Annotated in this window: 26 protein-coding genes; 19 read left to right on the forward strand and 7 right to left on the reverse strand. The window is 32.5% G+C overall.

Features of this window, described 5'->3' with window-relative positions:
- Nucleotides 1-181: 181 nt before the first annotated feature.
- The 3 genes from NK213_RS02675 to NK213_RS02685 form a co-directional block, all read right to left on the reverse strand.
- Nucleotides 182-1,207 (reverse strand): ROK family protein, encoded by a 1,026-nt coding sequence (locus NK213_RS02675; RefSeq protein WP_253346406.1) that lies wholly within the window; start codon nucleotides 1,205-1,207, stop codon nucleotides 182-184.
- Nucleotides 1,208-1,378: 171 nt separating this feature from the next.
- Nucleotides 1,379-1,684: an AzlD domain-containing protein gene (locus NK213_RS02680; RefSeq protein WP_253346407.1), complete on the reverse strand. Its 306-nt coding sequence runs from the start codon at nucleotides 1,682-1,684 to the stop codon at nucleotides 1,379-1,381.
- Nucleotides 1,677-2,399 (reverse strand): AzlC family ABC transporter permease, encoded by a 723-nt coding sequence (locus NK213_RS02685; protein ID WP_253346408.1) that lies wholly within the window; start codon nucleotides 2,397-2,399, stop codon nucleotides 1,677-1,679. Before NK213_RS02685 ends, NK213_RS02680 begins: the two co-directional genes overlap by 8 nt.
- A gap of 55 nt (nucleotides 2,400-2,454) precedes the next feature.
- Between NK213_RS02685 and NK213_RS02690 the strand changes: the two genes are divergently transcribed.
- Nucleotides 2,455-2,967 (forward strand): DUF1439 domain-containing protein, encoded by a 513-nt coding sequence (locus NK213_RS02690; RefSeq protein WP_253346409.1) that lies wholly within the window; start codon nucleotides 2,455-2,457, stop codon nucleotides 2,965-2,967.
- Nucleotides 2,968-3,015: 48 nt separating this feature from the next.
- Here the strand turns inward: NK213_RS02690 and panF are convergent, their stop codons facing one another.
- Both panF and NK213_RS02700 read right to left on the reverse strand, forming a co-directional pair.
- Nucleotides 3,016-4,479, reverse strand: a complete 1,464-nt coding sequence (panF, locus tag NK213_RS02695) for a sodium/pantothenate symporter (RefSeq protein ID WP_256478637.1) — start codon at nucleotides 4,477-4,479, stop codon at nucleotides 3,016-3,018.
- Nucleotides 4,466-4,759: a YhdT family protein gene (locus tag NK213_RS02700; RefSeq protein WP_253346410.1), complete on the reverse strand. Its 294-nt coding sequence runs from the start codon at nucleotides 4,757-4,759 to the stop codon at nucleotides 4,466-4,468. The genes panF and NK213_RS02700 overlap by 14 nt, the downstream gene beginning before the upstream one ends.
- Before the next feature lie 433 nt (nucleotides 4,760-5,192).
- Here NK213_RS02700 and coaBC point away from each other — a divergent pair, with 433 nt between their 5' ends.
- Both coaBC and NK213_RS02710 read left to right on the forward strand, forming a co-directional pair.
- On the forward strand, nucleotides 5,193-6,377 hold the full coding sequence (gene coaBC / locus NK213_RS02705) for a bifunctional phosphopantothenoylcysteine decarboxylase/phosphopantothenate--cysteine ligase CoaBC (protein ID WP_253346411.1): 1,185 nt from the start codon (nucleotides 5,193-5,195) through the stop codon (nucleotides 6,375-6,377).
- 1,314 nt (nucleotides 6,378-7,691) lie between these two features.
- A complete protein-coding gene (locus NK213_RS02710) occupies nucleotides 7,692-8,483 on the forward strand; it encodes a tyrosine-type recombinase/integrase (protein ID WP_253346412.1) in 792 nt (263 codons plus the stop codon).
- A 170-nt stretch (nucleotides 8,484-8,653) separates the two neighbouring features.
- Here the strand turns inward: NK213_RS02710 and NK213_RS02715 are convergent, their stop codons facing one another.
- Nucleotides 8,654-9,832, reverse strand: a complete 1,179-nt coding sequence (locus NK213_RS02715; RefSeq protein WP_253346413.1) for an iron-containing alcohol dehydrogenase — start codon at nucleotides 9,830-9,832, stop codon at nucleotides 8,654-8,656.
- Nucleotides 9,833-10,137: 305 nt separating this feature from the next.
- Between NK213_RS02715 and NK213_RS02720 the strand changes: the two genes are divergently transcribed.
- From NK213_RS02720 to groL, 4 genes are all read left to right on the forward strand, one after another.
- Entirely contained in the window at nucleotides 10,138-10,893 is a 756-nt protein-coding gene (locus NK213_RS02720; protein ID WP_253346414.1) for a DUF2145 domain-containing protein, read from the forward strand.
- A 5-nt stretch (nucleotides 10,894-10,898) separates the two neighbouring features.
- Nucleotides 10,899-11,261, forward strand: a complete 363-nt coding sequence (locus NK213_RS02725) for a hypothetical protein (protein WP_253346415.1) — start codon at nucleotides 10,899-10,901, stop codon at nucleotides 11,259-11,261.
- Between the two features lie 117 nt (nucleotides 11,262-11,378).
- Nucleotides 11,379-11,642, forward strand: coding sequence for a co-chaperone GroES (locus NK213_RS02730; protein ID WP_253346416.1), 264 nt, complete (start codon nucleotides 11,379-11,381; stop codon nucleotides 11,640-11,642).
- A 19-nt stretch (nucleotides 11,643-11,661) separates the two neighbouring features.
- Nucleotides 11,662-13,284 (forward strand): chaperonin GroEL, encoded by a 1,623-nt coding sequence (groL, locus tag NK213_RS02735; RefSeq protein WP_253346417.1) that lies wholly within the window; start codon nucleotides 11,662-11,664, stop codon nucleotides 13,282-13,284.
- A gap of 32 nt (nucleotides 13,285-13,316) precedes the next feature.
- Here the strand turns inward: groL and NK213_RS02740 are convergent, their stop codons facing one another.
- The gene (locus tag NK213_RS02740) at nucleotides 13,317-14,414 is read right to left on the reverse strand and encodes a replication initiation protein (protein WP_253346418.1); all 1,098 of its coding nucleotides are present in this window, start codon (nucleotides 14,412-14,414) and stop codon (nucleotides 13,317-13,319) included.
- A gap of 217 nt (nucleotides 14,415-14,631) precedes the next feature.
- Here NK213_RS02740 and NK213_RS02745 point away from each other — a divergent pair, with 217 nt between their 5' ends.
- From NK213_RS02745 to NK213_RS02800, 12 genes are all read left to right on the forward strand, one after another.
- The gene (locus NK213_RS02745; RefSeq protein ID WP_253346419.1) at nucleotides 14,632-15,066 is read left to right on the forward strand and encodes a PTS sugar transporter subunit IIA; all 435 of its coding nucleotides are present in this window, start codon (nucleotides 14,632-14,634) and stop codon (nucleotides 15,064-15,066) included.
- The gene (locus NK213_RS02750; protein ID WP_253346420.1) at nucleotides 15,066-15,335 is read left to right on the forward strand and encodes a PTS sugar transporter subunit IIB; all 270 of its coding nucleotides are present in this window, start codon (nucleotides 15,066-15,068) and stop codon (nucleotides 15,333-15,335) included. Before NK213_RS02745 ends, NK213_RS02750 begins: the two co-directional genes overlap by 1 nt.
- Nucleotides 15,336-15,370: 35 nt before the next feature.
- On the forward strand, nucleotides 15,371-16,693 hold the full coding sequence (locus tag NK213_RS02755) for a PTS ascorbate transporter subunit IIC (protein ID WP_253346421.1): 1,323 nt from the start codon (nucleotides 15,371-15,373) through the stop codon (nucleotides 16,691-16,693).
- A 25-nt stretch (nucleotides 16,694-16,718) separates the two neighbouring features.
- Entirely contained in the window at nucleotides 16,719-17,711 is a 993-nt protein-coding gene (locus NK213_RS02760) for a phosphotriesterase (protein ID WP_253346422.1), read from the forward strand.
- A 116-nt stretch (nucleotides 17,712-17,827) separates the two neighbouring features.
- Entirely contained in the window at nucleotides 17,828-18,559 is a 732-nt protein-coding gene (locus tag NK213_RS02765) for a creatininase family protein (protein WP_253346423.1), read from the forward strand.
- Nucleotides 18,560-18,572: 13 nt separating this feature from the next.
- On the forward strand, nucleotides 18,573-19,304 hold the full coding sequence (locus NK213_RS02770) for an SIS domain-containing protein (protein ID WP_253346424.1): 732 nt from the start codon (nucleotides 18,573-18,575) through the stop codon (nucleotides 19,302-19,304).
- 108 nt (nucleotides 19,305-19,412) lie between these two features.
- Nucleotides 19,413-19,616, forward strand: coding sequence for a DUF896 domain-containing protein (locus NK213_RS02775; RefSeq protein WP_253346425.1), 204 nt, complete (start codon nucleotides 19,413-19,415; stop codon nucleotides 19,614-19,616).
- 33 nt (nucleotides 19,617-19,649) lie between these two features.
- Nucleotides 19,650-20,087, forward strand: coding sequence for a hypothetical protein (locus NK213_RS02780; protein ID WP_253346426.1), 438 nt, complete (start codon nucleotides 19,650-19,652; stop codon nucleotides 20,085-20,087).
- Nucleotides 20,088-20,456: 369 nt separating this feature from the next.
- Entirely contained in the window at nucleotides 20,457-21,845 is a 1,389-nt protein-coding gene (gene asnS, locus NK213_RS02785) for an asparagine--tRNA ligase (protein WP_253346428.1), read from the forward strand.
- Between the two features lie 48 nt (nucleotides 21,846-21,893).
- Entirely contained in the window at nucleotides 21,894-22,388 is a 495-nt protein-coding gene (locus NK213_RS02790; protein ID WP_253346430.1) for a dCMP deaminase family protein, read from the forward strand.
- Nucleotides 22,389-22,410: 22 nt separating this feature from the next.
- Nucleotides 22,411-22,902, forward strand: coding sequence for an N-acetyltransferase (locus NK213_RS02795; RefSeq protein ID WP_253346431.1), 492 nt, complete (start codon nucleotides 22,411-22,413; stop codon nucleotides 22,900-22,902).
- Nucleotides 22,899-23,507, forward strand: coding sequence for a TetR/AcrR family transcriptional regulator (locus NK213_RS02800; RefSeq protein WP_253346433.1), 609 nt, complete (start codon nucleotides 22,899-22,901; stop codon nucleotides 23,505-23,507). Before NK213_RS02795 ends, NK213_RS02800 begins: the two co-directional genes overlap by 4 nt.
- Nucleotides 23,508-23,755: the final 248 nt, after the last annotated feature.

Here is a 23,755-nt window from a genome sequence, read left to right on the forward strand (position 1 = left end):
AGAAAAAAATAAATTTTATGCTTGATTTTTGGAATATATGTGGTATAATTAACACATGAGTTTAAAACCTCATAACCCCCCCTTTATGAGACAGAAATAATGTAGTATTTCTGTCTCTTTTTATATAATAAAAAAGGACAGAAAAAACTGTCCGTACATATAATAATCATTAATAAATCTTTTAAGGATAAAGAAATTCCAGAGCATGATCTATAGTTCCTAAAAGCCCCAGATCTTTACTTTCCATTTTGGTAATAACCGGAAGATGCATTTTGTCAATGAAAGTCTCAAGTAATGAATTTATCTCATAAATATCCTCGTGTGAAATGAGTTTACATTCTATGAATAAAATCTCCGGATTTAGTGTAGGAATTAACTTTAGGATAAGTGATGAAATAAACTTTATCTTTTCATGGGGATTTTTTATTTTTTCCAAAAAATATTCTTCCATACCATCAAAAGTAATCTTGCTTTTGGAATCAAAAATGTGATCATCAAAAGCCAGATAGGAAAATTCGCCGATAAAGCTGGATTTTCCTGTATAAAGTTTATCATTAAGAATAACACTTCCGCCGACTATGCTTTTATTTTCATCTCCAATATGAAGATATATTAAGTTGTTATAATCCTGATATTCCCTTTTGTTATGAAGGTTTTTCACTACAAGGTTAATATCATTTTCCAGAATTACCGGTATATCCAGCTTGGATTCAAGATATGAACCCAGTTTCTGGTTATTTAGCGAAGGTGTTATTGTAGTTTCCACTATTTTAGAAGCATTTTCTATAATACCCGGTATACCTATGGAAATAAATTTGATATGGTTTTTAAGATTATTTTCTCTTATATATTTCGAGATAATCTCACCGATTTTTTCTTTAGTAAAATTCTTAGTAGTAGAAATTCTTTTTTGCGTTTTTTTCTCAATATTTCCGATTATATTAGTAATTAAAAAGATAATACTGTTTCTGTGAAAGAATATACCAAGCAGTTTACCGTAATTTCTGTTCAGACGGTAATATGTCGGAGGTTTTCCTTCAGTTCGTCTTCTGGTAGTAGAGTCTATCTCTAAAATTTTTTCATCAATAAGATCATTAACATACTTATTAATGGTAGGCAGGCTTAATTTAGTAAGCTTTGAAATTTGAGGTTTAGTTAATACATCATAGGTTTTGATCAAATTAATAATATTTTCCTTATTGTTCATTTTTTCCCCTTTCCCCTTTAGCCTTTTAACATGGGGGTAATGATAAATAATAAAAAGCTAAAACCATATTTTAAATAAAAATGTCGATCATATCCTATTATAACTTATAAAGTCATAAAAATCAATATACTAAGCTGGTTGTAAAGTAAAAAATGTTGAATTAAAGAAAATCTAAATAATCAAACTTATTAAATAAACACTAAGCACAGAAATCAGTATGTTAAGCCCTAAATTAACCTTTTTGTAAGCAAGAACAAAAGCTATGAAAGCTCCTATAAAAGAAGTAAACATATTTCCCGTGGATGTAAATATATCAGGAAATATAAGAGAACTAAGCGCTGCAAAAGGCAGAGCCTTAAAAAAAGTCCTTACTTTGGGTGAAGAAGTATCCACTTTTATAAATAAAGGAATAAGTCTCAGAAAAATTGTAGAACATGATAAAATAATAACAATAAAAAAAATCTTCTGGTTAGTCATATTTTTCACCTGTATCTTCCTTATAAAATAAATTCGTATATATAACAGCTGCCAGAAGTATGGAAAGATTTATTTTCCAGCCGTTTGAAAGCATATTTATAACTGGAACATATATAAACATCAGCTTTATTATAATAACAAGTATAACAACACGTATATATTTTATTTCTTTTTTCAGGGAAGGTACAATAAGTCCCAGAAATAATGCATACAATATTATATTAAGGCTGTTTGACAAGGTCTGCGGCAGTACATCGCCAAACAAAGAGCCGGCAAGTGTTCCAAATCCAAACGAAAGATACGGCAGTGTATTTAATCCCAGCATATAAAAAGGATTACTGTTAGAATAAAAAGAAAGATACGATATTGTTTCATCTGTAAGACCCAGCCCTATAAGAGCCTTAAACTTGAACGAAGCTTTATCCTCCAGTTTTTGGTAAATAAGCAGATTCAGCAGAGAATATCTGGAATTCAGTATAATAACTGCCAGAATAATCTCGAAAATTCTGGAAGTACCATCAAACATTAACTTGGTACTAATGAATTGTGAAGCTCCGGCATAGTTAACCAGAGACATAAAAAAAGACAGTAAGGAGTTCATCCCGGAATTTTTTGAGAAAATTCCAAAGGAAACCCCGAGCGGAATATAACCAATCGCAATACTGCTGCCTGTAAGAAGACCGAGTTTAAAATTTTTTAAATTAGTAGTTGACATATACTCCCTTTCAATATTAAAATCTATATGTACATTATAAAGGTTTGGTGATAAAATGAAAAGATTTTTTTTATTAATGATCTCATTAATAACAGTAATGCTGCTGGTGGTTTCCTGTGAAAAAGGGGAAAAAACAGTGAAAGTTCCTTTATTTTTAGTGAATAAAGCTGTTGCTAAAGAATTCCCGGTTGATAAAAATCTGGTTTTGGCAAGGGCGCTTCTTGAAAATCCCAAAGTATCATTCAGTGATGACAGACTTATTATGAACCTGGATTATCAGATATCACTTGCAGGGAATAAGATGGAGGGTAAAACAAAGGTCAGCAGCACAGTATCATATAACAGTGATACAAGAGACGTTTATCTTACTGATTTATCAGTGGATGAAATAAAGAATAAAGACGGTTCTCTTGTGGAAAAAGGCAGAGTTTATGATATAATAAACGATCTTCTGGCAAATTATCTTGCTAAAAAACCTGTTTATGAAATGGAAGAAAAATATAAAGATTACGAAATTCTTGGTATAAAAATAGAAAAAGGAAGCCTTTATGTAACAGTAAAGAATTAAAAAAAGAACCATGTGAGTCAAACAAATGATTCATATGGTTCTTTTTGATTAGAAAAAGTATTTCAATTTTTCCTCAGGTTCCGGTTTTCCCAGAAGAGAGCCAACTATAAAACATAATATGGAAATTATAATAGCGGGAACAATCTGATTTGTCTCAAAAACTGTTATTTTCATATAGGAAAGATAAATAAATGATACAACACCGCTGAGCATAGACAATACAGCTCCTGTGGAATTGGCCTTTCTCCAGTACAAACCAAAGAGAATAGGGCATAAAAATGATGCCTCAAGTCCCCCGAATGCAAAAAGGTTAATATAAACCAGCAGTTTCGGCGGGTTAAGCGAGAGAAAAAACACAATAAACCCTATAACTAAAGTAGTCATGGTACTAATGGTTCTTATCTTTTTTTCATTTATCATTTTTGATTTTGAAAAATAATTAAGATACAGATCTTTTACTATTGCTGATGAAGCGATAATAAGCATAGTATCAATAGTAGACATAATTGCAGCAAGCGGTCCGCCAATAAAAATTCCAACAAGTACAGGGTTCAGATATTTCAGGCTGACCATAGGGATCAGCTTATCTCCCACCTCTGCGCCGGGCATAAGCGGAATAGACATAAATCCTATCATATGTGTAATTATCATTAGGAATCCTACTACAAGAGTTCCTATAAACATAGCATTATGCATAGACTTGGAATCTTTGAATCCCATACATCTTACAGTAGTCTGCGGAAGTCCGAGAATAGCCACGCCTACAAGCACCCAGAATGAAAGAAGGTATGGAATAGGAAGATTTCCGCCTGAATCAGGTCTTAACAGATCAGGATTTATTGCCGCTACATCTTTTACGATATTTCCCATACCGCCGCCTACCTGATACAGCTTTAAAAATAAACATACTGCCGCAATAATCATAACTACACCCTGTATGGCATCAGTTATTGCCACAGTTCTAAAACCGCCGAATGCGGTATAAATAATAACAATCAGGCAAAATAAGACAAGTCCTGTAGTATAGTTATATCCGGTAACAGTTTCTATAAGCCGTGCTCCTCCTATAAACTGTGCAATCATTGATGCTATGAAAAAAACAAGAGTAAGCAGAGCACCGCTTATTACTACAATATCGCTGCTGTATCGGGCTTTTAGATAATCTATAATAGTGACACCGTTAATTTTTCTTGAAATAATTGCCAGTTTTTTCCCGAGAATTCCCAGAGTCAAAAAAGCTGTGGGGGTCTGTATACATGCAAGAAAAACCCATCCAAGCCCGATATTATATGCAATGGCCGGTCCGCCTATAAAAGAACTGGCACTTACGTAACTTGCAATAATAGTCATAGCAAGGACAAAACCTCCCATGCTCCGGCTTCCCATGTAATATTCCTCAAGAAAGCTCAGATTTGAACGTCTTTCCATTAATTTTACCCTGTAGGCTATATAGAGCATAATCATCAGGTAAAAAATTATAGGCAGTATAATAAGTAATTTATTGTTTGTCAATTTTTTCACATCCCGACTTTTCATTTTCGAAATCTTCGTCTAAAGGTATATCTTTAAAAAAGTATTTCAGGCAAAAATAAACTAAAGTGGAAAAAACCATAAATCCTAAAATACATGAATAGAAAAACCAGCTTGGAAGACCAAAAATATAGGTATATTCTTCAGTTTTTGCGTTTCCCAGTCCGAAACCAAACAGACACCACCATAAAAAATAAAAGATATACAGTATACAGGTAATAATAACCTCTTTCTGAATTTGCTTTCTTATGCTTTCTTTCAAAACACACCTCCGTTAAATATGATATTTAATAACAAATGTTATTTAAGTGATTATACATGATATAATCCCAGATATCAAGTATATTAAATATCAGGAAATATTACAGCAAAAGATAAAAGTTTTATCATAAAACTTCCTCGGACAGAATCAGCAGTTAAAACAGAATGATTATACTACAGCGGATTAGAGTATTAATTTTATTTTTATACACAAAATATGTAAAATAAATAAAGTTTATATAAAAAAAACCACAGTAAAAATTTTTCATAAAACTTGCAAATATTCAAAAAATGAAATAAAATGATATATGAAATTTCTAATATTCTGACATCAAGAACAGTGAAGCAGAATTTTGTATGTTAATGAAAAATAAGAGATATCAGGATTTTGATAAATTAATAAAAAAGTTAACTGTACCGGAAAGGATAAAATAATGAAAAATATCTTAATCGGGGTAAGCGGAGGTATTGCAGCCTATAAAGCTGCAAATATAGTTTCAGGTTTGAGAAAAAGGGGATATGACGTAAAAGTAGTAATGACAGAAAATGCAGCTAAAATAATAACACCGCTAGCGTTTGAATCATTATCGAAACATGATGTGGCAGTGGATATGTGGGAAAGAAATTTTAATGTAAATGTAGAGCATATTGCACTTGCCGACTGGGCTGATATTATACTGGTGGCACCTGCCACATATAATATAGTGGGAAAGGTGGCAGGAGGTATCGCTGATGATATGCTTTCCACTGTTATTTCAGCATTTAATAAAACTGTTTATTTTGCGTTGGCAATGAATGTGAGAATGTATGAAAATCCAATACTGGCTGAAAATATAGAAAAATTAAAAAAATACGGATATAAATTTATAGAAGCAGATGAAGGTCTTCTGGCTTGTAATGTAACTGCCAAAGGCAGACTGAAAAATGAGCAGGAGATCATAGAAATAATTTCACAGGAGATGGAAGGGGCAGAAAAACGTGATGATTATAAACCGCTGGCAGGTAAAAAAGTATTGATAACAGCAGGAAGAACAGAGGAACCATTAGACCCTATAAGATATTTTTCAAACAGATCTACAGGTAAAATGGGATATGCTCTTGGAGAAGAAGCAGAAAAACTGGGAGCCGAAGTCATGATTGTAAGCGGGCCTGTGAGTATAAATAAGCCTGAATGTGTGAATGTAATAGAGGTAAGAACAGCGGAAGAGATGTATAAAGAAGTAATGAAGCATGAAGCAGAACAGAATATTATTATTGCCGCGGCAGCAGTGGCTGATTACAGACCTGAATACACAGCAGATAAAAAGATAAAGAAGAGCGACACATTAACGGTTAATTTTGTGAGAAATAAAGATATCCTGCTGGAGCTGGGAAAAATAAAGAAAGACAAAATTCTTGTTGGTTTTGCTGCAGAAAGTGAAAATCTAACTGAAAATGCAAAAGAAAAACTTCAGAAAAAAAATCTGGATATGATTGTGGCGAATTCTGTGGATAATTTTGGAACTGACGATAATAAAATTACAATAATAGGAAAAGATTTTGAGACAGATTTTGAAAAGATGGAAAAAATGAAAGCAGCAAAAGAGATATGGAAAACTATCAAAGAAAGATTATTATAAAATCATAAAATAAAAATGTTACTTCCGTCTGATGCACGGAAGTAACTTTTTTGATATTATCTATTATTCTAAGAAGGGGCTTAAGCAGCAGTCTTTTTATAAACTGCACTTACAAACCGAATACAATCTATTTTAAAAATCATTATGCTTATGTTACAATTCATTTTGTAAAACCGTTATTTTATTCCTTAAGTGCTGTGACTATAATTATTTATAGAATACAACTCTAATAAATTAAATATGTCTAACTAAACAGTTTATTTTTATTTATTTAAAGTTTCCTGCAAGTGGCGGTTTTATAATTATATATTATGATGAAATTCTGAAGGTATAATGCGGGTTTTATTACATATCAAAATTTAAAAATATTGCTAAAAACTTTTATTCCACTACAAATGTTTACTTTAATATACTGATCGCTATAAAAAATAATACTAGATAAGTTAATATTTTAATTTTTAAGATTATAACAGATTAAAGCAAAAAAATCCGGCAGTTTTTATGGTTTGACAAAAATCAGCAGCATATGATTTTAAAGCAAATTGAAACAAAAAAATGTAAATATTAATACTATTTATTATATAAACATAATATTTTTATAACATTAAATATTATAAAACTATATTATATAAAACACTAAAATTGAAACTGAATTACTAAAAAAATGTTTTTATAAATAAAATCATTACAAACTGCTTTTTGCTTTTAATATAATCCGTTATATAGTGTTACATTTTACCAGAAGGCAGTTAAAATCAAAACTTTTGTTTCAAAGTACTCCTTTCTCTAAAATTTTTTAGGTTAACATAATTATATATTATGTTAATCTAAGCAAAGGAATTAATACTTGACAAATTAAATGATAAAATTATACAATATTGTAGATATAAAAAGTTTTGATTTTTGGATTGATATTTTTGGTAAAAGTTTATAAATTAACAAATGAGTATAATTGCAAAACAATTAAAAAGTATAGTTGATAAGCTAGAAATATTTTTCCTTAAAATTTAGGGCTTTTTATTTTTTATCTAAATGAGTTAACATAATATATAATTATGTTAACTATTTTGTAGTTTTGTGTTATAATCATAAAATAAGGCTTTAGAGAAAATATTAATCAATTAATACTAAAAAAAGTTTTTTCTCAAAAAACAAGGAAAAAATTTCTGAAACTATTTAAATTAAAGAGTTTGAAATACTTTTTACGGGTATAAAGTTTTTCAAAATAATATGGAATAAAATAATTATAATAGTGTAATCTGAGTTAAACAATTTTAATTATGAAAATAACACAATAGCAAGGGATAAAAAATTATGGATAAAATTATTGAAGATTATAAAATAACCCTTCAGAGGAAATTTTTTTCACAGACTACTATTAACGCCTATATAACAGATATTACAAAATTTTTAGAATTTCTCCCGGAACAGAATCTGGAAGTGATTCCAATAGAAATAATGAATTACAGAAAATATATGAAAGAGAATTATAAAGTCAGCACTGTAAACAGGAAAATAACAACCCTGAATAATTTTTTCAGGAGTCTGGATATAGATGTGAGATTAAAAGTGGAGAGAGTGCATAAAAGGAGAATTAAAGATGATTTTCTCACAGATAAGGAGTATAGAAGGCTGCTGAAATTTGCTATTAACGAAAAAATCAGGATAACTATGATAATTCTGGCAAATACCGGAGTAAGGGTGTCAGAACTAAAGTATATTCAGGTGGAAAATCTTAAAACAGGCGTGGTAGAAATAGAAAATAAAGGAAAAATAAGAACTATAATACTTTCAAAAAATCTGATAAATACACTAAAAAAATATTGCAGGGAGTATAATATAAAAAAGGGAAGCATAATCGGAGTAAGCAGAATATATGTACACAATTCGCTGAAACGAAGTGCTGCCAATGCCCGGGGCGGATTAAGGAAAAGCAAGGTACATGCACATGCCTTCAGACATTTATTCGCAGTGCAGTTTTTGAAAAAGAATAATAATATAGCGGCACTCGCAGATATACTGGGTCATTCATCGCTGGAGACCACACGGATATACACAAGTCTGAATAAAAGACAGTTTCAGGAGATGCTGGAGGATATAATATAAAAATATAAACAGACAGGAAATATCGAACAGGATGTTTTTATATTAGATCTGAGAGTACAAAAAACTAAATATAATATAAAACAACGGTTTTCGTATACTGTTGTTTTTTATTTTCCAAAATAAAATCACCCGGCTTGATCTGAGATCAAAGGCACAGGTGATCTGATTTATTATAAAGAATTTTTTAGTATTTCAAGTACATCTTTTTCGCCGATCATGTGATAGTAGCCAAGTGTACCGTTTCTTGCAGCACCTTTAGCCATAATATCAATCTTGGAAGCATCCACATTTTCCTCCTGAAGTTTCGACGGCATATCCAGTGAATTAAAGAAAGCTCTTAATTTTTCTATTGTCTCATATGCAGCTGCCTTATCATCACTGCTTGCAACATTAAATACATTTTTCCCGAGATTCAGGAACTTTGTAAGAGGAAGCGATTCTTCTATATCCTTGTCCAGATAATATTTCAGAACATTCGGAAAAAGTATGGCAAGTCCTGCACCGTGAGTAATATCATAGATAGCGCTGACTTCATGTTCAATACCGTGTGAAGCCCAGTCGCCATGTTTTTTACCATATGTAACCAGATTATTAAGAGCAAGAGAGCTTGTCCACATGAGGTTAGCTCTGGCATCATAATTATCAGGCTCTAAAATGGCCGTTTTGGCATAATTAATGACATTTATCATCATAGCTTCAGTTAGTCTGTCCGGAAGCCCTTCGTCGTTATGTGACGTAAAATACTGCTCTAGAAGGTGGCTTACGATGTCAGTAGCGCCTGCTGCAGTCTGATACTTTGATACTGTAAATGTAAGTGTCGGATCTTCAAATGTGAAAGCCGGTACAAGAAGAGGATGACCAAAAGCCAGTTTTTCCTGTGTTTCCTCATTTGAAATAACAGCGCCGCCATTCATCTCCGAACCTGTAGCAGCGAGAGTCAGTATAGAACCTATAGGGAGAACGTTTCTTACTTTTGCCTTTCCTATGAGAAAATCCCACGGGTCTCCTGTATATCCCACGCCAGCTGAAATAGCCTTGGCACAGTCAATAACACTTCCGCCTCCGACAGCAAGGATAAAATCAAGGTCATTTTCCTTTATTATTCTGATCCCTTCTCTAACACTTGATATGCTGGGATTAGGTTTTACCCCTGAAAGTTCTTTGAAAAATATATTTTTATCATTTAAAAGTGTAACAATTTTATCGTATAATCCGGTTTTTTTTATACTATCTTTTCCATATAAAAACAAAACCCTTTTTCCATGAAGAAGGATTTCTTTTGGAAGTCTTTCTAATTCGTCTTTTCCGAAAATTATTTTAGTCGGAATATTGTAAGTGAAGTTAAGCATTTGTTACCTCCTGTTAGTCTTTATTATAATATAAAATTATAACATATAAAAGGCAAAATGTGTACAAAAGTATCTTTAAAGTGTACTAAAAAGTATACAGATAAAATAAAAACAGGATAAAGCCGGAAAACAGCTGAGATAACAGGTATTTTAAAGAGGAATTCAGAAATATTAAATAAATAAAAGCATTTATACAGCAAGAATGGTTGAAAATTATATGAAATAAAGTTATAATCATAGGGTACATATGTAACAGGGGGAGTATTCACCTGATACAAACAGTTAATACAGAAAGGAAGGGAGTATTGAAGTATCTAAAGTTAATTTTTTTATATTTTCTTGTTTGTTTTTCGGCAATGTCAAGCAGTAATGCATGCAGAACAGAAAAAATGGACAGGGAAACTGCATTGAGAACAATGAAACTATATGGCAGAGTAATGGAGTATCTCGAAGAAAACAGTGTAGAAATGGCATTTATTGGAAGAAAAGGACTGGAAAACAAATATGTAGAGTATACGCATATGGGAATTCTCTGGAAAGATGGTAATGACTGGAAAGTGACTGATCTCCTGCAACCTTGTGAAGGAAAAAATCCTGTGCTTTATGATGAAGGAGTAGCGGAATTCTTCATGTATTCGAAGGTTTCCACTGTGAAACTTCTGATTCCTTCGGGAAAAACACAGAGTGAAATAAAAGAAATATTTCAGAATAAGGAAGCAGATATGTTTCTGGGAGAAAAATATAACCTTATTTCTAATGTATGGGAAGTAAAATATCAGAACTGTACACAGTATATATTGGAAGTATATTCATATTTGAAATCAGGAAAACAGTTTACTACAAGGGAAGAAGCAGTGAGGTGGTACAGAGAAAACGGATACAAGCCAGAAAAGCTAAATGTATCAGTAGTAATAAGAAACATAGCACGAATGCACAAACATGTGGCACTGGACGACAGAAAAAACGGTAAAAATCTTGAGATTTCCACAGTAGATGCAAACTTCGATTTCATAAAAAGGTTTGAACCAAATGCAGTGGAAAAAGTATTTACAGGGGAGTAAATCATATGAAAAACAGGGTATTTAAAACAGCAGTATTAATATTTATTCTGTCGGGAACAGCAGTTTTTTCAAATATAATTAATGAAAAATTAGATAGTTCCCGGATGGTACTTACATTTCCGTTTGTACTAATGGCGAGACCGTTTGTCATGAGCAGCGGAACAGAATACGAAATTCTGGGTTCTCTTCTTGAAAATGAAGATATAAAGTCTGCTTTGGCAGCACAGGGAGTAAAGGAAACCGACAAACTCACGGCAGATGAAACAGAATACGGAGTTTTTATTTCAAAAAATAATAAAATTCTGCTGTTTGTAACAAGTGATGAAGAAAATTTAAAGATTTTCGGAAAAATGAAAAGAGAGAAATAAAAATTTGTAAAATATTCAAAAAAGTACTTGAAAAAAATAAAAAAATGTATTATTATATTTTTAGCACTCTAAGTAAGTGAGTGCTAAAAAGAAAAAACTATGATAAGGAGGGTTAACATGAAAATAAGACCATTAGGTGAAAGAGTGTTAATCAAACAAACTAAACAGGAAGAAATTACTAAAAGCGGGATTGTTCTGCCTGATACGGCATCAAAGGAAAAACCCATAATAGGCGAAGTCACTGCAGTAGGCGATGCTATAAAAGAGATAAAAATAGGGGACAAAGTAATATATGAAAAATATGCCGGAACAGAAGTAAAGGACAATGACGATGTATATCTTCTTCTGGAAGAGAAGAATGTTTTAGCAGTAGTAGAATAATAAAAACGAGGAGGATAAAATGGCTAAGCTTATAAAATTTAACGAAGAAGCTAGAAAAGCGTTGGAAAAAGGTGTAGATGCTTTAGCTGATACAGTAAAAATAACTTTAGGACCAAAAGGAAGAAATGTTGTATTAGATAAAGGATACGGACTTCCCACAATTACAAATGACGGGGTTACAATTGCCAAGGAAATAGAACTTGCAGATCAGTTTGAGAATCTTGGTGCACAAATAGTAAAAGAAGTAGCTACTAAATCAAATGACGTGGCAGGAGACGGAACTACGACTGCTATAGTGCTTGCGCAGGCTTTGATAAAAGAGGGACTGAAAATGGTTTCATCTGGTGCCAATCCTGTATTCCTAAGAAAAGGAATGGAAAAAGCAGCTAAAAAAGTAGTGGAGGAATTAGGAAAAAGAGCTAAGAAAATAAACAGCAATGCAGAAATAGCACAAGTTGCATCTATTTCGGCAGCTGATGAAGAAATAGGGACATTAATAGCACAGGCTATGGAAAAAGTAGGAGAAAACGGTGTAATTACTGTAGAAGAAGCTAAATCTCTTGATACTACTCTGGAAGTAGTAGAAGGAATGCAGTTTGATAACGGATACCTGTCTCCATACATGGTAAGCGACGCTGAAAGAATGGTTTCTGAATTAGATAATCCGTTTATTTTAATAACTGATAAAAAAGTAGCGAGCATGAAAGAACTTCTTCCTGTATTGGAAAAAACAGTAGAGACTGGAAGACCTATGCTAATAATTGCCGAAGATGTGGAAGGGGAAGCTCTTGCGACTCTTGTGGTAAATAAATTAAGAGGAACATTAAATGTAGTAGCTGTAAAAGCTCCGGCATTTGGTGACAGAAGAAAAGCAATGCTTGAAGATATAGCAGTATTAACAGGCGGAGAAGTAATCACTGAGGAAAAAGGAATTAAACTTGAAAATTCTGATATTACTTCACTTGGACAGGCTAAAAAGGTAAAAGTCACAAAAGATCATACTGTAATAGTAGACGGTGCGGGAGACTCTGCAGTTATAAAAGGAAGAGTAGGTCAGATTCAGGCTCAGATACAGGAAACTACTTCTGATTATGATAAGGAAAAATTACAGGAAAGACTTGCTAAATTATCTGGTGGAGTTGCAGTGGTAAAAGTAGGAGCTGCTACAGAAACAGAAATGAAAGAAAGAAAATTAAGAATAGAAGATGCACTGAATGCTACAAGAGCAGCCGTAGAAGAAGGAATAGTACCTGGAGGAGGAACTATCCTTGTAGAAATTTCTAAATCAATAGAAGAGTTCAAACTTGACGGTGAAGAAGGAATTGGTGTGGAAATAGTTAAGAAAGCTCTGTTTGCACCATTAAAGCAGATAGCTATTAATGCAGGAGCAGATGCAGGAGTTATTCTTGAGAAAGTAAAATCATCAGAACCTGGAACTGGTTATGATGCTGCCAAAGAAGAATATGTAAATATGATAAAGGCAGGAATAGTAGATCCGGCTAAAGTAACAAGATCTGCAATACAAAACGCTGTATCTGTTTCATCAGTATTGTTAACTACTGAAGCAGTAGTAGCAAATGAAAAAGAAGAAAAAGCAATGGGTGGCGGAATGCCTGGCGGTATGATGCCCGGAATGATGTAATAAAAGAAAAATGATGACTGTGAAAGCAGTCATCATTTTTTCTTAAATATTTTTATGCTTTTTTCTCCGTCATCAAAGTACTGTGCCTGAATTTTCAGGATATCATCTTCATATTCAAAGTTCTGATTTCTGTAGATAGTGGATATATCATTCCACATAAATAAAAATGAATTATTTAATGCATAGGAATTTTCAAATATTAATGATTTATACTGGTTAAAGGAGTCGATTTTTGTGATATTTGTAATAAGTGTATATTGATTTTGATATTTTGATATATTTCCTTCCATTTTATCTATGAAGTAGGACTCAAATGTAATATCAGTACCTTTATATCCGTTTTCATATTCGGAAAGCATCTTTTTGATTACTTCAAGAAATTCTTCATATGATATGGAATTCATACCAAAAAGAATTTGGTTAAAAAGAGTTTCATATCTGTCAACCACATCAAAATATCTCAATATATTATTTATTTTTTCAAATTTACTCTCTGTAAGAGAAAAGAAATCAAATCCTGTAACTTTTGCATTTCTTTTATTGCTTTTCTTTACTTTATTGTAAAAAAACTTTGTCTGGGAGATTTTATTAATTTCATTTAATGACGGCTGTAATACATATTTTTCAAAGTCATAGATTCTTTTGTAGCTGTCTTTGAGGTGTAGAGTTTCTTTTAGTTTGTCTATTTCGATTTTTGTGTAAGGAAAGTCTGAAAGTTTGTTGAGTAAAAAATTATATAAATGTATAGAAGAAAATGAAGAAAATGAAAAAAATACATTTATATTTATTTCTGCTAAAAAGTGCTGTTTATTAAAAGTGTTTATAAAGTCACTGGAAAATGTAAGTTCTATTTTCTCATGATTGATAACCCGGTAAGCAGATATAATGGAAAAGCTTCCTAAATACTCTGATTTTGAGGTTATGATATTGTAGCTAATGTTAAGGTTCTTAAAATCATTCAGAACATTAAAGATTTCATCATTTGAAAATAAGTTCGTTTTATTTTTCAGACTGACAATGGAACAATTAAAAATTTTCTGGTTTTTGAATTCATTATTGTCTAAAATGAATTTCATAATTTTTTTGTCATAGAAGTTAATTGTCCGATTTAGATCAAGAAAATTTATCATAATTTTATCACCTTTTTATAGACGAATACGAATATGGATAAATTCGTTCAATGCTATTATACTATATTTTAATAGTATTTGTAAAGTAAAATAAAAAAAACAGACGAAAGAACAAAATGTCTTATTGTATTAAAAGTAAAGGGGTAGTAAAATAATAGTAGTAAAATAATTACCCGCCGTTATAATAAATATATTTAAAAAGTGAAGGGGTGAAATAATGATTAATGAAAATGTAGTAGCTCTGAAAGAAGAGTGTAAAACTCCCGAAGAAGCAGTGGCAAGAGCAGGTGAGCTTCTGATGAAAAACGGTAATGTGACACAGAACTATGTGGATGCTATGCTGAAATCTTATAAGGTAAATGGAGCATATATAGTAATTGCCCCAAGGTTCGCAATGCCGCACGCAAGACCAGAAGAGGGAGTTTTGAAAGCAGGATTTTCTATACTTACTTTAAAGGAACCTGTAGAATTCGGAAGTGCTGAAAATGATCCTGTAGATCTTATTATAGGTCTGGCAGCTAATAACAGCAATGAACATGTGGAAGTCATTCAGAAAATAACAGAAATTTTTTCTGACAAGGAAAAAAGAGAAACGATATTTAATGCAGAAAGTAAAGAAGAAATAATTAATTTATTCAAGGAGGAGCAGTAATGAAGGTACTGACAGTATGCGGGTTAGGTATGGGAACAAGTCTTATATTAAAGATGAATGTGGAAAGTATACTTAACGAAAATAAGGTAAAGGCAAATATAGAACATATGGATGTTTCAGCAGCAAAGAGTACAGATGCGGATTTGATAGTAACGAGTTATGAGCTGGCAGGGAATCTGGAAGGACACAAAGCAAAACTTGTGGTAATAAAAAACTTCTTTGATAAGGAAGAAATAACAGCAGCACTAAAAGAAGCAGCAATCATTTAATATAGATAAAAAAATTTAAAGAGGGAGAGTGAAAAATGTTAACACAGATTTATGATTCAATCATCAAGCCGCTGACATGGATTGCCACCAATATTTTTGGTGAAGCGTTCATTTTGGTGGGAATAATAGTTTTACTAGGATTAGTTCTCCAAAAAAAATCAATCAGTGCAATAGCAAGCGGAACAATAAAAGCAATGATCGGATTCCTGATAATAGGTGCAGGAGCCGGGATAGTAGTTGGAGCATTGGTAATTTTTCAGCCTATGTGGCAGGAAGTATTTGATCTACCACCACAAAATTTAGGTTCGTTTATTGGTCAGGCAGGTTTTATTGATAAATACGGGAGTGTGGTAACTTTCTCCATGGCAATGGGATTCCTGATAAATATCTTACTGGCAAAATTTACAAAATTTAAGTATATTTATCTTACAGGGCATATGATGTTCTGGACAACAATGATATTCGCAGGAATAATGGTTAACACTGCACCGGAAATAGCAGCATGGAAATTAATACTGGTACTTTCTGTATTCATGGGAATATACTGGACATTACAGCCGGCATTGGTACAGCCGTTTTTGAGAAAGATAATGAACAGCGACAACATAGCTTTAGGACATACATCAGCATCTGTGGCAATACTTGGTGCAATATTTGGTAAATTTCTAGGTAACAAAGAAAGAGATTCTGAACATATAAAACTTCCTGAAAAACTGGAGTTTTTGAGAGATTCAAACATAGTAACAGCATGTACAATGGGACTGTTATTCTTAATAGGAGCGGTTATACTTTCTACTAAAAATACTGAAGGGGCTAAGGCATTAATAGCTCAGTCAGGGCAGACAAACTTTTATGTTTATTCAATAAAGCAGTCATTTATGTTTGCAGGTGGAATAGCAGTAGTATTAATGGGTGTAAGAATGTTCATAGGAGAAATAGTTCCGGCATTTAACGGTATCGCGGAAAAACTGGTACAGGGTGCAAGACCGGCTCTTGATTGTCCGGTAGTATTTCCTTATGCACCAAATGCAGTAATACTGGGATTCCTTGGAGCATTCGTAGGAGCTTTATTCTGGCTTGTAGTGCTTGGTAAAACAGCAGGTTATGTATTCGTTCCTACTATGATAGTTCTTTTCTTCCATGCAGGTACAGCCGGGGTATTCGGGAACTCTACAGGAGGAATAAGAGGAGCAGTAATAGCAGGTTTCATAACTGCAACAATAGTAGCAATAGGTCAATATTTAATGGTTACATTCCTTATTACACACACTATACCTGATACAGCAATGTGGGCTGCAGATTCTGACATGTTTATTTTAGGAGTTATATTTAAGTTCATTGCCCAGGTTATAGGATAGAATAGTAACCGGGAAGAGGTGAAACATGAGTTTTATAAGAACTTTTTTTAAGGATATAAATCCCGAAGATTTGGGATTTACATATTCACATGAACACATAGTATGTATACCGGAGTATTGGAAAGAAAGAAATCAGGATGATTTATTACTTGATGATCCTGAAAAATCAAAATTGGATGTTCTGGATTTTAAAAATCTGGGAGGAAAAACAATAGTAGATGCTACAGCAATAGATTACGGAAGACAAGTAGAAGCAGTAGCAAAAATATCTGAGGAAACAGGAATTCAGATAATAGGTACGGCAGGATTTAACAAAAGTTTTTTATGGAAAGCACATTTAACAGATCATTTGAAAAAAGTCGTAGGTGATTATTCTACTTACGGTGAGTGGATAGAGGACAAGAGTATAAACGAGCTTGCAGATTTTGTTATCAATGAAGTGGAAGTAGGATTGGAAGGGACTAACTTTAAAGCTGGTCAGGTAAAATTTGGTACATGGTATAATTCTATTTCGCCTCTTGAAGAAAAAACAATAAGAGCAGTAGCAAGAGCACATAAAGCTACAAAAGCTCCTGTACATTCACATACAGAAGCTGGAACAATGGCTCTGGAACAAATAGAAATACTGGAATCTGAAGGAATAGACATAGGAAATGTTTCCTTCGGGCATATGGACAGAAACCTTGATCCATATTATTATCAGGAAATATTAAAAAAAGGCGCATATCTGTCTTTTGACGGAATTGGGAAAATAAAGTATGCTCCTGAAAGTGCAAGAATATCAGCAATTATAGATCTTTGTAAGAAAGGATATTCTGATAAGATTTTGATAAGCGGTGACACTGCGAGAAAATCTTATTATAAGCACTATGACTATGGTTTAGGTCTGGAATTCATCATAAAAAAATGGATACCAAGATTTATAATAGAAGCAGATAATGCAGGATTAGACGGAGAAAGTCTGATCAAGAAATTTTTTGTCGAAAACCCTAAAAAATGTTTTACTTTTAAAGTGTAATAAAAATAGTAAATTACTACCCAACCTAAAATTTTGATATAGAGAAAGAACAGGAGAAAACTACCGTTTCTCCTTTCTTTGAATTTAAACAGTTTTATCAGGAAACGGAGTGTATTATGAAATATCAGGAACAAAACTCTAAAGAAATAAAAGAAATTATAGAAAAAGTGAAAACAGCAATTCTGCCGCTGGGAGCAGTGGAAGCACACGGGCCGCACCTTCCTTTGGGAACAGATAATTATCTTTCAGAGAGAATTGCCGAAAAGCTTGCTGAGAATGTAGACTGCATGGTTTTTCCAACACTGCCTTACGGACAGGTATGGAGTCTTGAGGAATTTCCGGGGAGTATAACTATAAGCAATGAAACTCTTATAAATATGCTTTATGAAATCGGGAAAAGCATGTACAAAAACGGTTTTAAGATATTCGGGATAGTAAACGGGCATCTTGGAAACGGAACAGCAATAAAAGAAGCACAAAGAAAATTATTTTCCGAATTTCCGGATTTTAAGACATTTAACTTTTTTTATACAGGGACTGACAAGGTTATACAGGAAGTCAGGGAAACGCAAAAGCTGCATAAGAACTATTTTCACGCAGACGAACTGGAAACTTCTTATATGCTTTATCTTGCAGAAGAGCATGTGGAAATGAAAAAAGCAATTAACGGAAATCCGAATTATCCTGAAAATATAGATATAACACCTGTAAGATGGACTGAATTCACAGATACGGCTGTAATGGGTGACGCTACAATTGCTACAAGGGAAAAAGGAAAGAAAATCGTAGATACTGCTGTAAAAAATATGAGTGAAATTATAAAGAAAACTTTGGAAGAAATGAAATAACAGGAGGACTAATATGTTTAAATATAAGAATGAAATTTTGAAAATAATAGATGAAGTTTTTGAAACACAGGAGGAGAATATGGAGAAAGCTTCTGATATGATCGTAGAAGCAGTGGAAAAGAAAAATTCCATATATATTTTCGGGTCGTCGCATGCAGGAATTCTGTCAGAAGAGGCTTTTTACAGAGCAGGCGGTTTTGCACTGATAAATCCTATTTTTTCTCCCAATCTGATGTTAAATGTAAAGCCCATTACTTTTACAAGTGATCTTGAACAGCTTGAAGGCTACGGAAAAATCTTTTTCCAAAGCCAGAATCTGAAAAAAGATGATGTACTAATTATTCACTCTGTATCAGGAAGAAACCCGGTTTCTATAGAAATGGCAGAAGAAGCAAAAAAGGCCGGATTAAAACTAATTGTTATTACAAATATGAAATATAGTAAATCTGTTACTTCAAGACATAAAAATACAAAAAAATTATATGAATATGCTGATGTAGTTTTGGATAACTGCGGCGTAATCGGAGATGCCACTGTAAAATTAGAGGGGCTTGAACAGAAAGTAGCACCGTCTTCTACAGTAATAGGAGCTATAATGTTAAATTCCATAATTGTGGATATAACTGAGAAACTGCTGGCTAAGGGACTGGATGCACCTATATTTTTCAGTGCAAACAGAGACGGCGGGATGGAGCATAACGAAAAAATATTTGAGGAATATAAAGATTTGATTCATTATATGTAAACTAAAGGACACAAAACAACAGAGGTAAAAAATATTATCATAAAAAAATATATTCTGTGCTATAATTAGAATAATCAATATAAATTATGAAAGGTATCAGAATATAAAATGGAAATGAAAGACATTATTGAAAAAGTAAATCATTACTCACGGCTTTCGAGAACCAGAGAGCTTACAGAAGAAGAAAAAGAAGAACGCATAAAATACAGAAATCTCTACATGACTAATTTTAGAGCCAATTTCAAAAATCATCTTGACAGCATAAAAGTAAAATATGTGGATGAAAACGGCAATGAAATCAAAGGAAACTAGTAAGAAATCATAAAAGTAACGAAAGGTGAGGATATGAAAAAACCACTGTTGTTAAATGTGATTAGTATTGTACTTATGATAGCGGGGATATTCTGTGCAGGTATTGCGTTATTAGCGCTGGTAAAACTTACACCTGAACAGTTGGCTCAGTCATATGGTACGAAGAATTATATGGTACATATCGGGTATAGTCTTGTTTTGGGAATATTATTATTTGTTTCGGGATTTTTTCTTTTCAGGGGAAAAGAGCTGGGACGGAAAGTATTTGTCGGTTCAGTTCTGCTGATGGCGGTATATGCGGTAGTAACCCAAGGTATCTGGGGGATACAGGTTCTGGGAATTCCTATTTTGATAGTTATTTTTCTTTATCAATACTGGGGAATCAAGGATTATTTTGCTAAATCCAATGAATATGAAACAATAAGCGAAGTAAAAAGCAGTAAAAAATCAGGCAGAAAGAGTAATAAATAGCATTTGGAAGATATAAAGTTCAAAATAAAATTCACTTTTAATATTAAGATGTGTAGAAGTGGATTTTTTTATTTGAAGAATTGATAAATTATAAAAAAGATATTCAGTAATTTTTTCAGCATAGGCAGCAAATGCAGTATTTTCAGTTTTTCCGTATGAAAAAATAGATAAGTAATAAAAATTTGATTTTACATATATAATAAATATATAGATATAAAAGAGATTTTTTTTATAAGTGAAAACAGAACATTAAGGCGAAAAAAAAAGTATACAGATAAAATTTTGACTATTTTATAGTAGAAATTGCAGTTTAAATTATGGTATAATAACTTTAAAACGATAAAAAATGAACTTGAAAGGAGTTTTGTGATGTTGCTCGAAATTAGGGAAATATACAAGAAACATGCTGAATTATTAAATAAAGAGCTAGAATTGAACGGATGGATAAGAAAGAGAAGAGACCAGAAAAATTTTGGCTTTCTTGAAATAAATGATGGAACTTTTTTTAATGGAATTCAGGTAGTTTTTGATGACAGTCTGGCAAACTTTGATGAAATATCAAGATTAAGTATATCTTCTTCGGTAAATGTAAAGGGGATTCTGGTACAATCAGAGGGAAAAGGACAGTCTTTTGAAATAAAAGCAAAAGAAATAACTGTTTATAATAAAGCTGATCTGGATTATCCGCTGCAAAACAAAAGACATACATTGGAATATCTGCGTACAATAGCTCATCTGAGACCAAGAACCAATACATTTATGGCGGTATTCAGAGTTAGGTCGCTTATGTCTTACGCTATACACAAATTTTTTAATGAAAGAGGATTTGTGTACGTTCATACACCGATAATAACAGGAAGCGACACTGAAGGTGCAGGGGAAATGTTCCAGCTTACTACAATGGATCTGCAGAATATCCCGAAAAATGACAAAGGTGAAGTAGAATATAAAGATGATTTCTTCGGAAAACAGGCTAATCTTACAGTAAGCGGACAGCTAAACGTAGAAACTTTCTGTATGGCATTCAAAAATACATATACATTCGGACCTACATTCAGAGCAGAAAACTCTAATACACCAAAGCATGTATCGGAATTCTGGATGATGGAACCGGAAATTGCATTTGCTGATTTGGAAGTAAATATGGATGTTGCAGAAGATATGATGAAATATATAATAAAATATATACTGGAAAATGCACCGGAAGAAATGCAGTTTTTCAATCAGTTCATAGACAAGACGCTTCTTGACAGATTACACGGACTGATAAATTCTGAGTTTGGAAGAATCACTTATACAGAAGCAATAGAGATTTTGAAAAATGCAGATAAAAAATTCGATTATGCCGTGGAATGGGGAATAGATCTTCAGACAGAACATGAAAGATATCTTGCTGAGGAGCATTTCAAAAAGCCGGTATTTGTCACTGACTATCCTAAGGATATAAAGGCATTTTACATGAAGATGAATGAAGACGGTAAAACTGTAAGAGCGATGGATCTTCTTGCTCCGGGAATAGGAGAGATAATAGGGGGAAGCCAGAGAGAAGACAATTATGAAAAACTGGAACAAAGAATAAAAGATATGAACTTAAATGAAAAAGATTACTGGTGGTATATGGAACTTAGAAAGTACGGAAGTGTTCCTCATTCAGGTTTTGGTCTTGGGTTTGAACGGGCTATTATGTATGTAACAGGAATGTTAAATATAAGAGACGTAATTCCGTTTCCTAGAGGACCGAAAAGCCTGGAATTTTAATATTATTATTCAAGTTTTAAAATTATAGATTTTAGAGGTGTGCTTTATATGTCAAAAAGAGAAGATTATATATCTTGGAATGAATATTTTATGGGCTTGGCATTACTATCGGGGAAAAGAAGCAAAGATCCTACCACACAGGTAGGGGCCTGTATTATAGATGAAGATAAGAAAATAGTGGGAATCGGGTATAACGGTTTTCCGCTGGGAAGTTCCGATGACAATATGCCGTGGGGTAAACAGGGGGATTTTCTGGAAACAAAGTATCCTTATGTAGTACACGCAGAATTAAATGCGATATTAAACAGTATAAAAAGCCTTAAAGGCTGTGTAGTATATGTAACACATTTTCCTTGTAACGAATGTGCCAAAGCAATAGTTCAGTCAAAAATAAGCAGAGTAATATATCTTTCAGACAAGCATAAAGATAAAGATTCCTTTAAGGCTTCCAAGAGAATTCTTGAGAATGCCGGGGTAAAAATTGAGAAAATCAGTTTTGGTAATAAAAAAATAATTTTAGATTTTGATGAAACAAATTTATAAATTTATTTGATGGGGAAAATATATGATAAGACTACTTAAGAGTAAAGATGTGGAGGAGGTCATGCGGATATGGCTGGACTCTACTTTAGAAGCACATCCTTTTATTTCAGAGGAATATTGGCTTGAAAATTATAAAATGGTAAAAGATACTTATATACCATTATCTAAAACTTATGTTTTGGAAGATAACTCCAAAATAAAGGGATTCATCAGTATAATTGATGAATTATTTATTGGTGCTTTATTTGTGGAGGTACTGCATCAGGGTGAAGGTATCGGAAGAAGATTAATTGAATTTTCCCAAAAAAGACATAAGGAACTGGATCTGACAGTATATAAGGAAAATGAAAGAGCAGTTGCCTTTTATAAAAAAATGGGATTTAGAATAAGAAATGAACAGATAAATGAAGACAGTGAAAAAGCAGAGTTCAGAATGTACTGGGAGATGGAAAATAAACAGGAAATAATAGCAGAGCCCGGACTGGTATATATGAATATTGAAAGGAAAATATGAATAAAGATGAATTGTATAGAGATCTTGAACAATATTTTTTAGAGAAAGGTATCAGTGAAGGCAGTTTTAAGGAATTTTCCGAACAAAGAAAAATATCACGTACAAGTCTGAATTATTACTTCAAAAATAAGGATTATATTTACATAAAAATTTTGAGTAAAATTCTAAAAGATTTTGAAAAGAAATTTTTTGTAATAATAAATGATGAAAAAGTATCTTATTATGAAAGAATAGATATTTTGCTGGACATGTACTTTAATATAACAAAAAAGAATATAAAACTATACCCGTATATACAGCATTTAAATGAAATAGAGAAGAAACTGAAAAATAAAAAAGATGCTAATGCTGATGAAGTAATCGAAATTATAAAAAAAATCTGTGATAATTTTATAGATGTCACAAATAAAGAAATTGAGGATGGAAATATCATAATAAATTATCCGAAAAACTATTTGTTTCTGATAATCTCTACATGTCTGTTTCCTTTTACGACACCATACATAATAGAAGCAGTTATAAATATAAGCATGGAAGAATTTTATGAAAAACATTACGAATATATGAAGTATATTTTATTAAAAGAAATAGAGATAAATAAATAATATAAAAATGATAAGAGTGCCGTGTGAGCGCTCTTATTTTTTAGTAAAAAAATACCTGACTTAATCAAAATCAGGTATTATTTATTTATAGTTTTACGTTATTGGTCTGAATTTCCGCATAAACTGCACTATATCCTAAGGAATTCTAGGCGGCGGCCCCGGTGGTATCGGACGAGGTACCGGTCTAGGCGGCGGTCCTGGTGGTCTGGGAGGTACCGGCGGTCTAGGTGGCCCTGGGTATCTAGGCG

Source organism: Sebaldella sp. S0638 (genome assembly GCF_024158605.1).
Classification (GTDB): domain Bacteria; phylum Fusobacteriota; class Fusobacteriia; order Fusobacteriales; family Leptotrichiaceae; genus Sebaldella.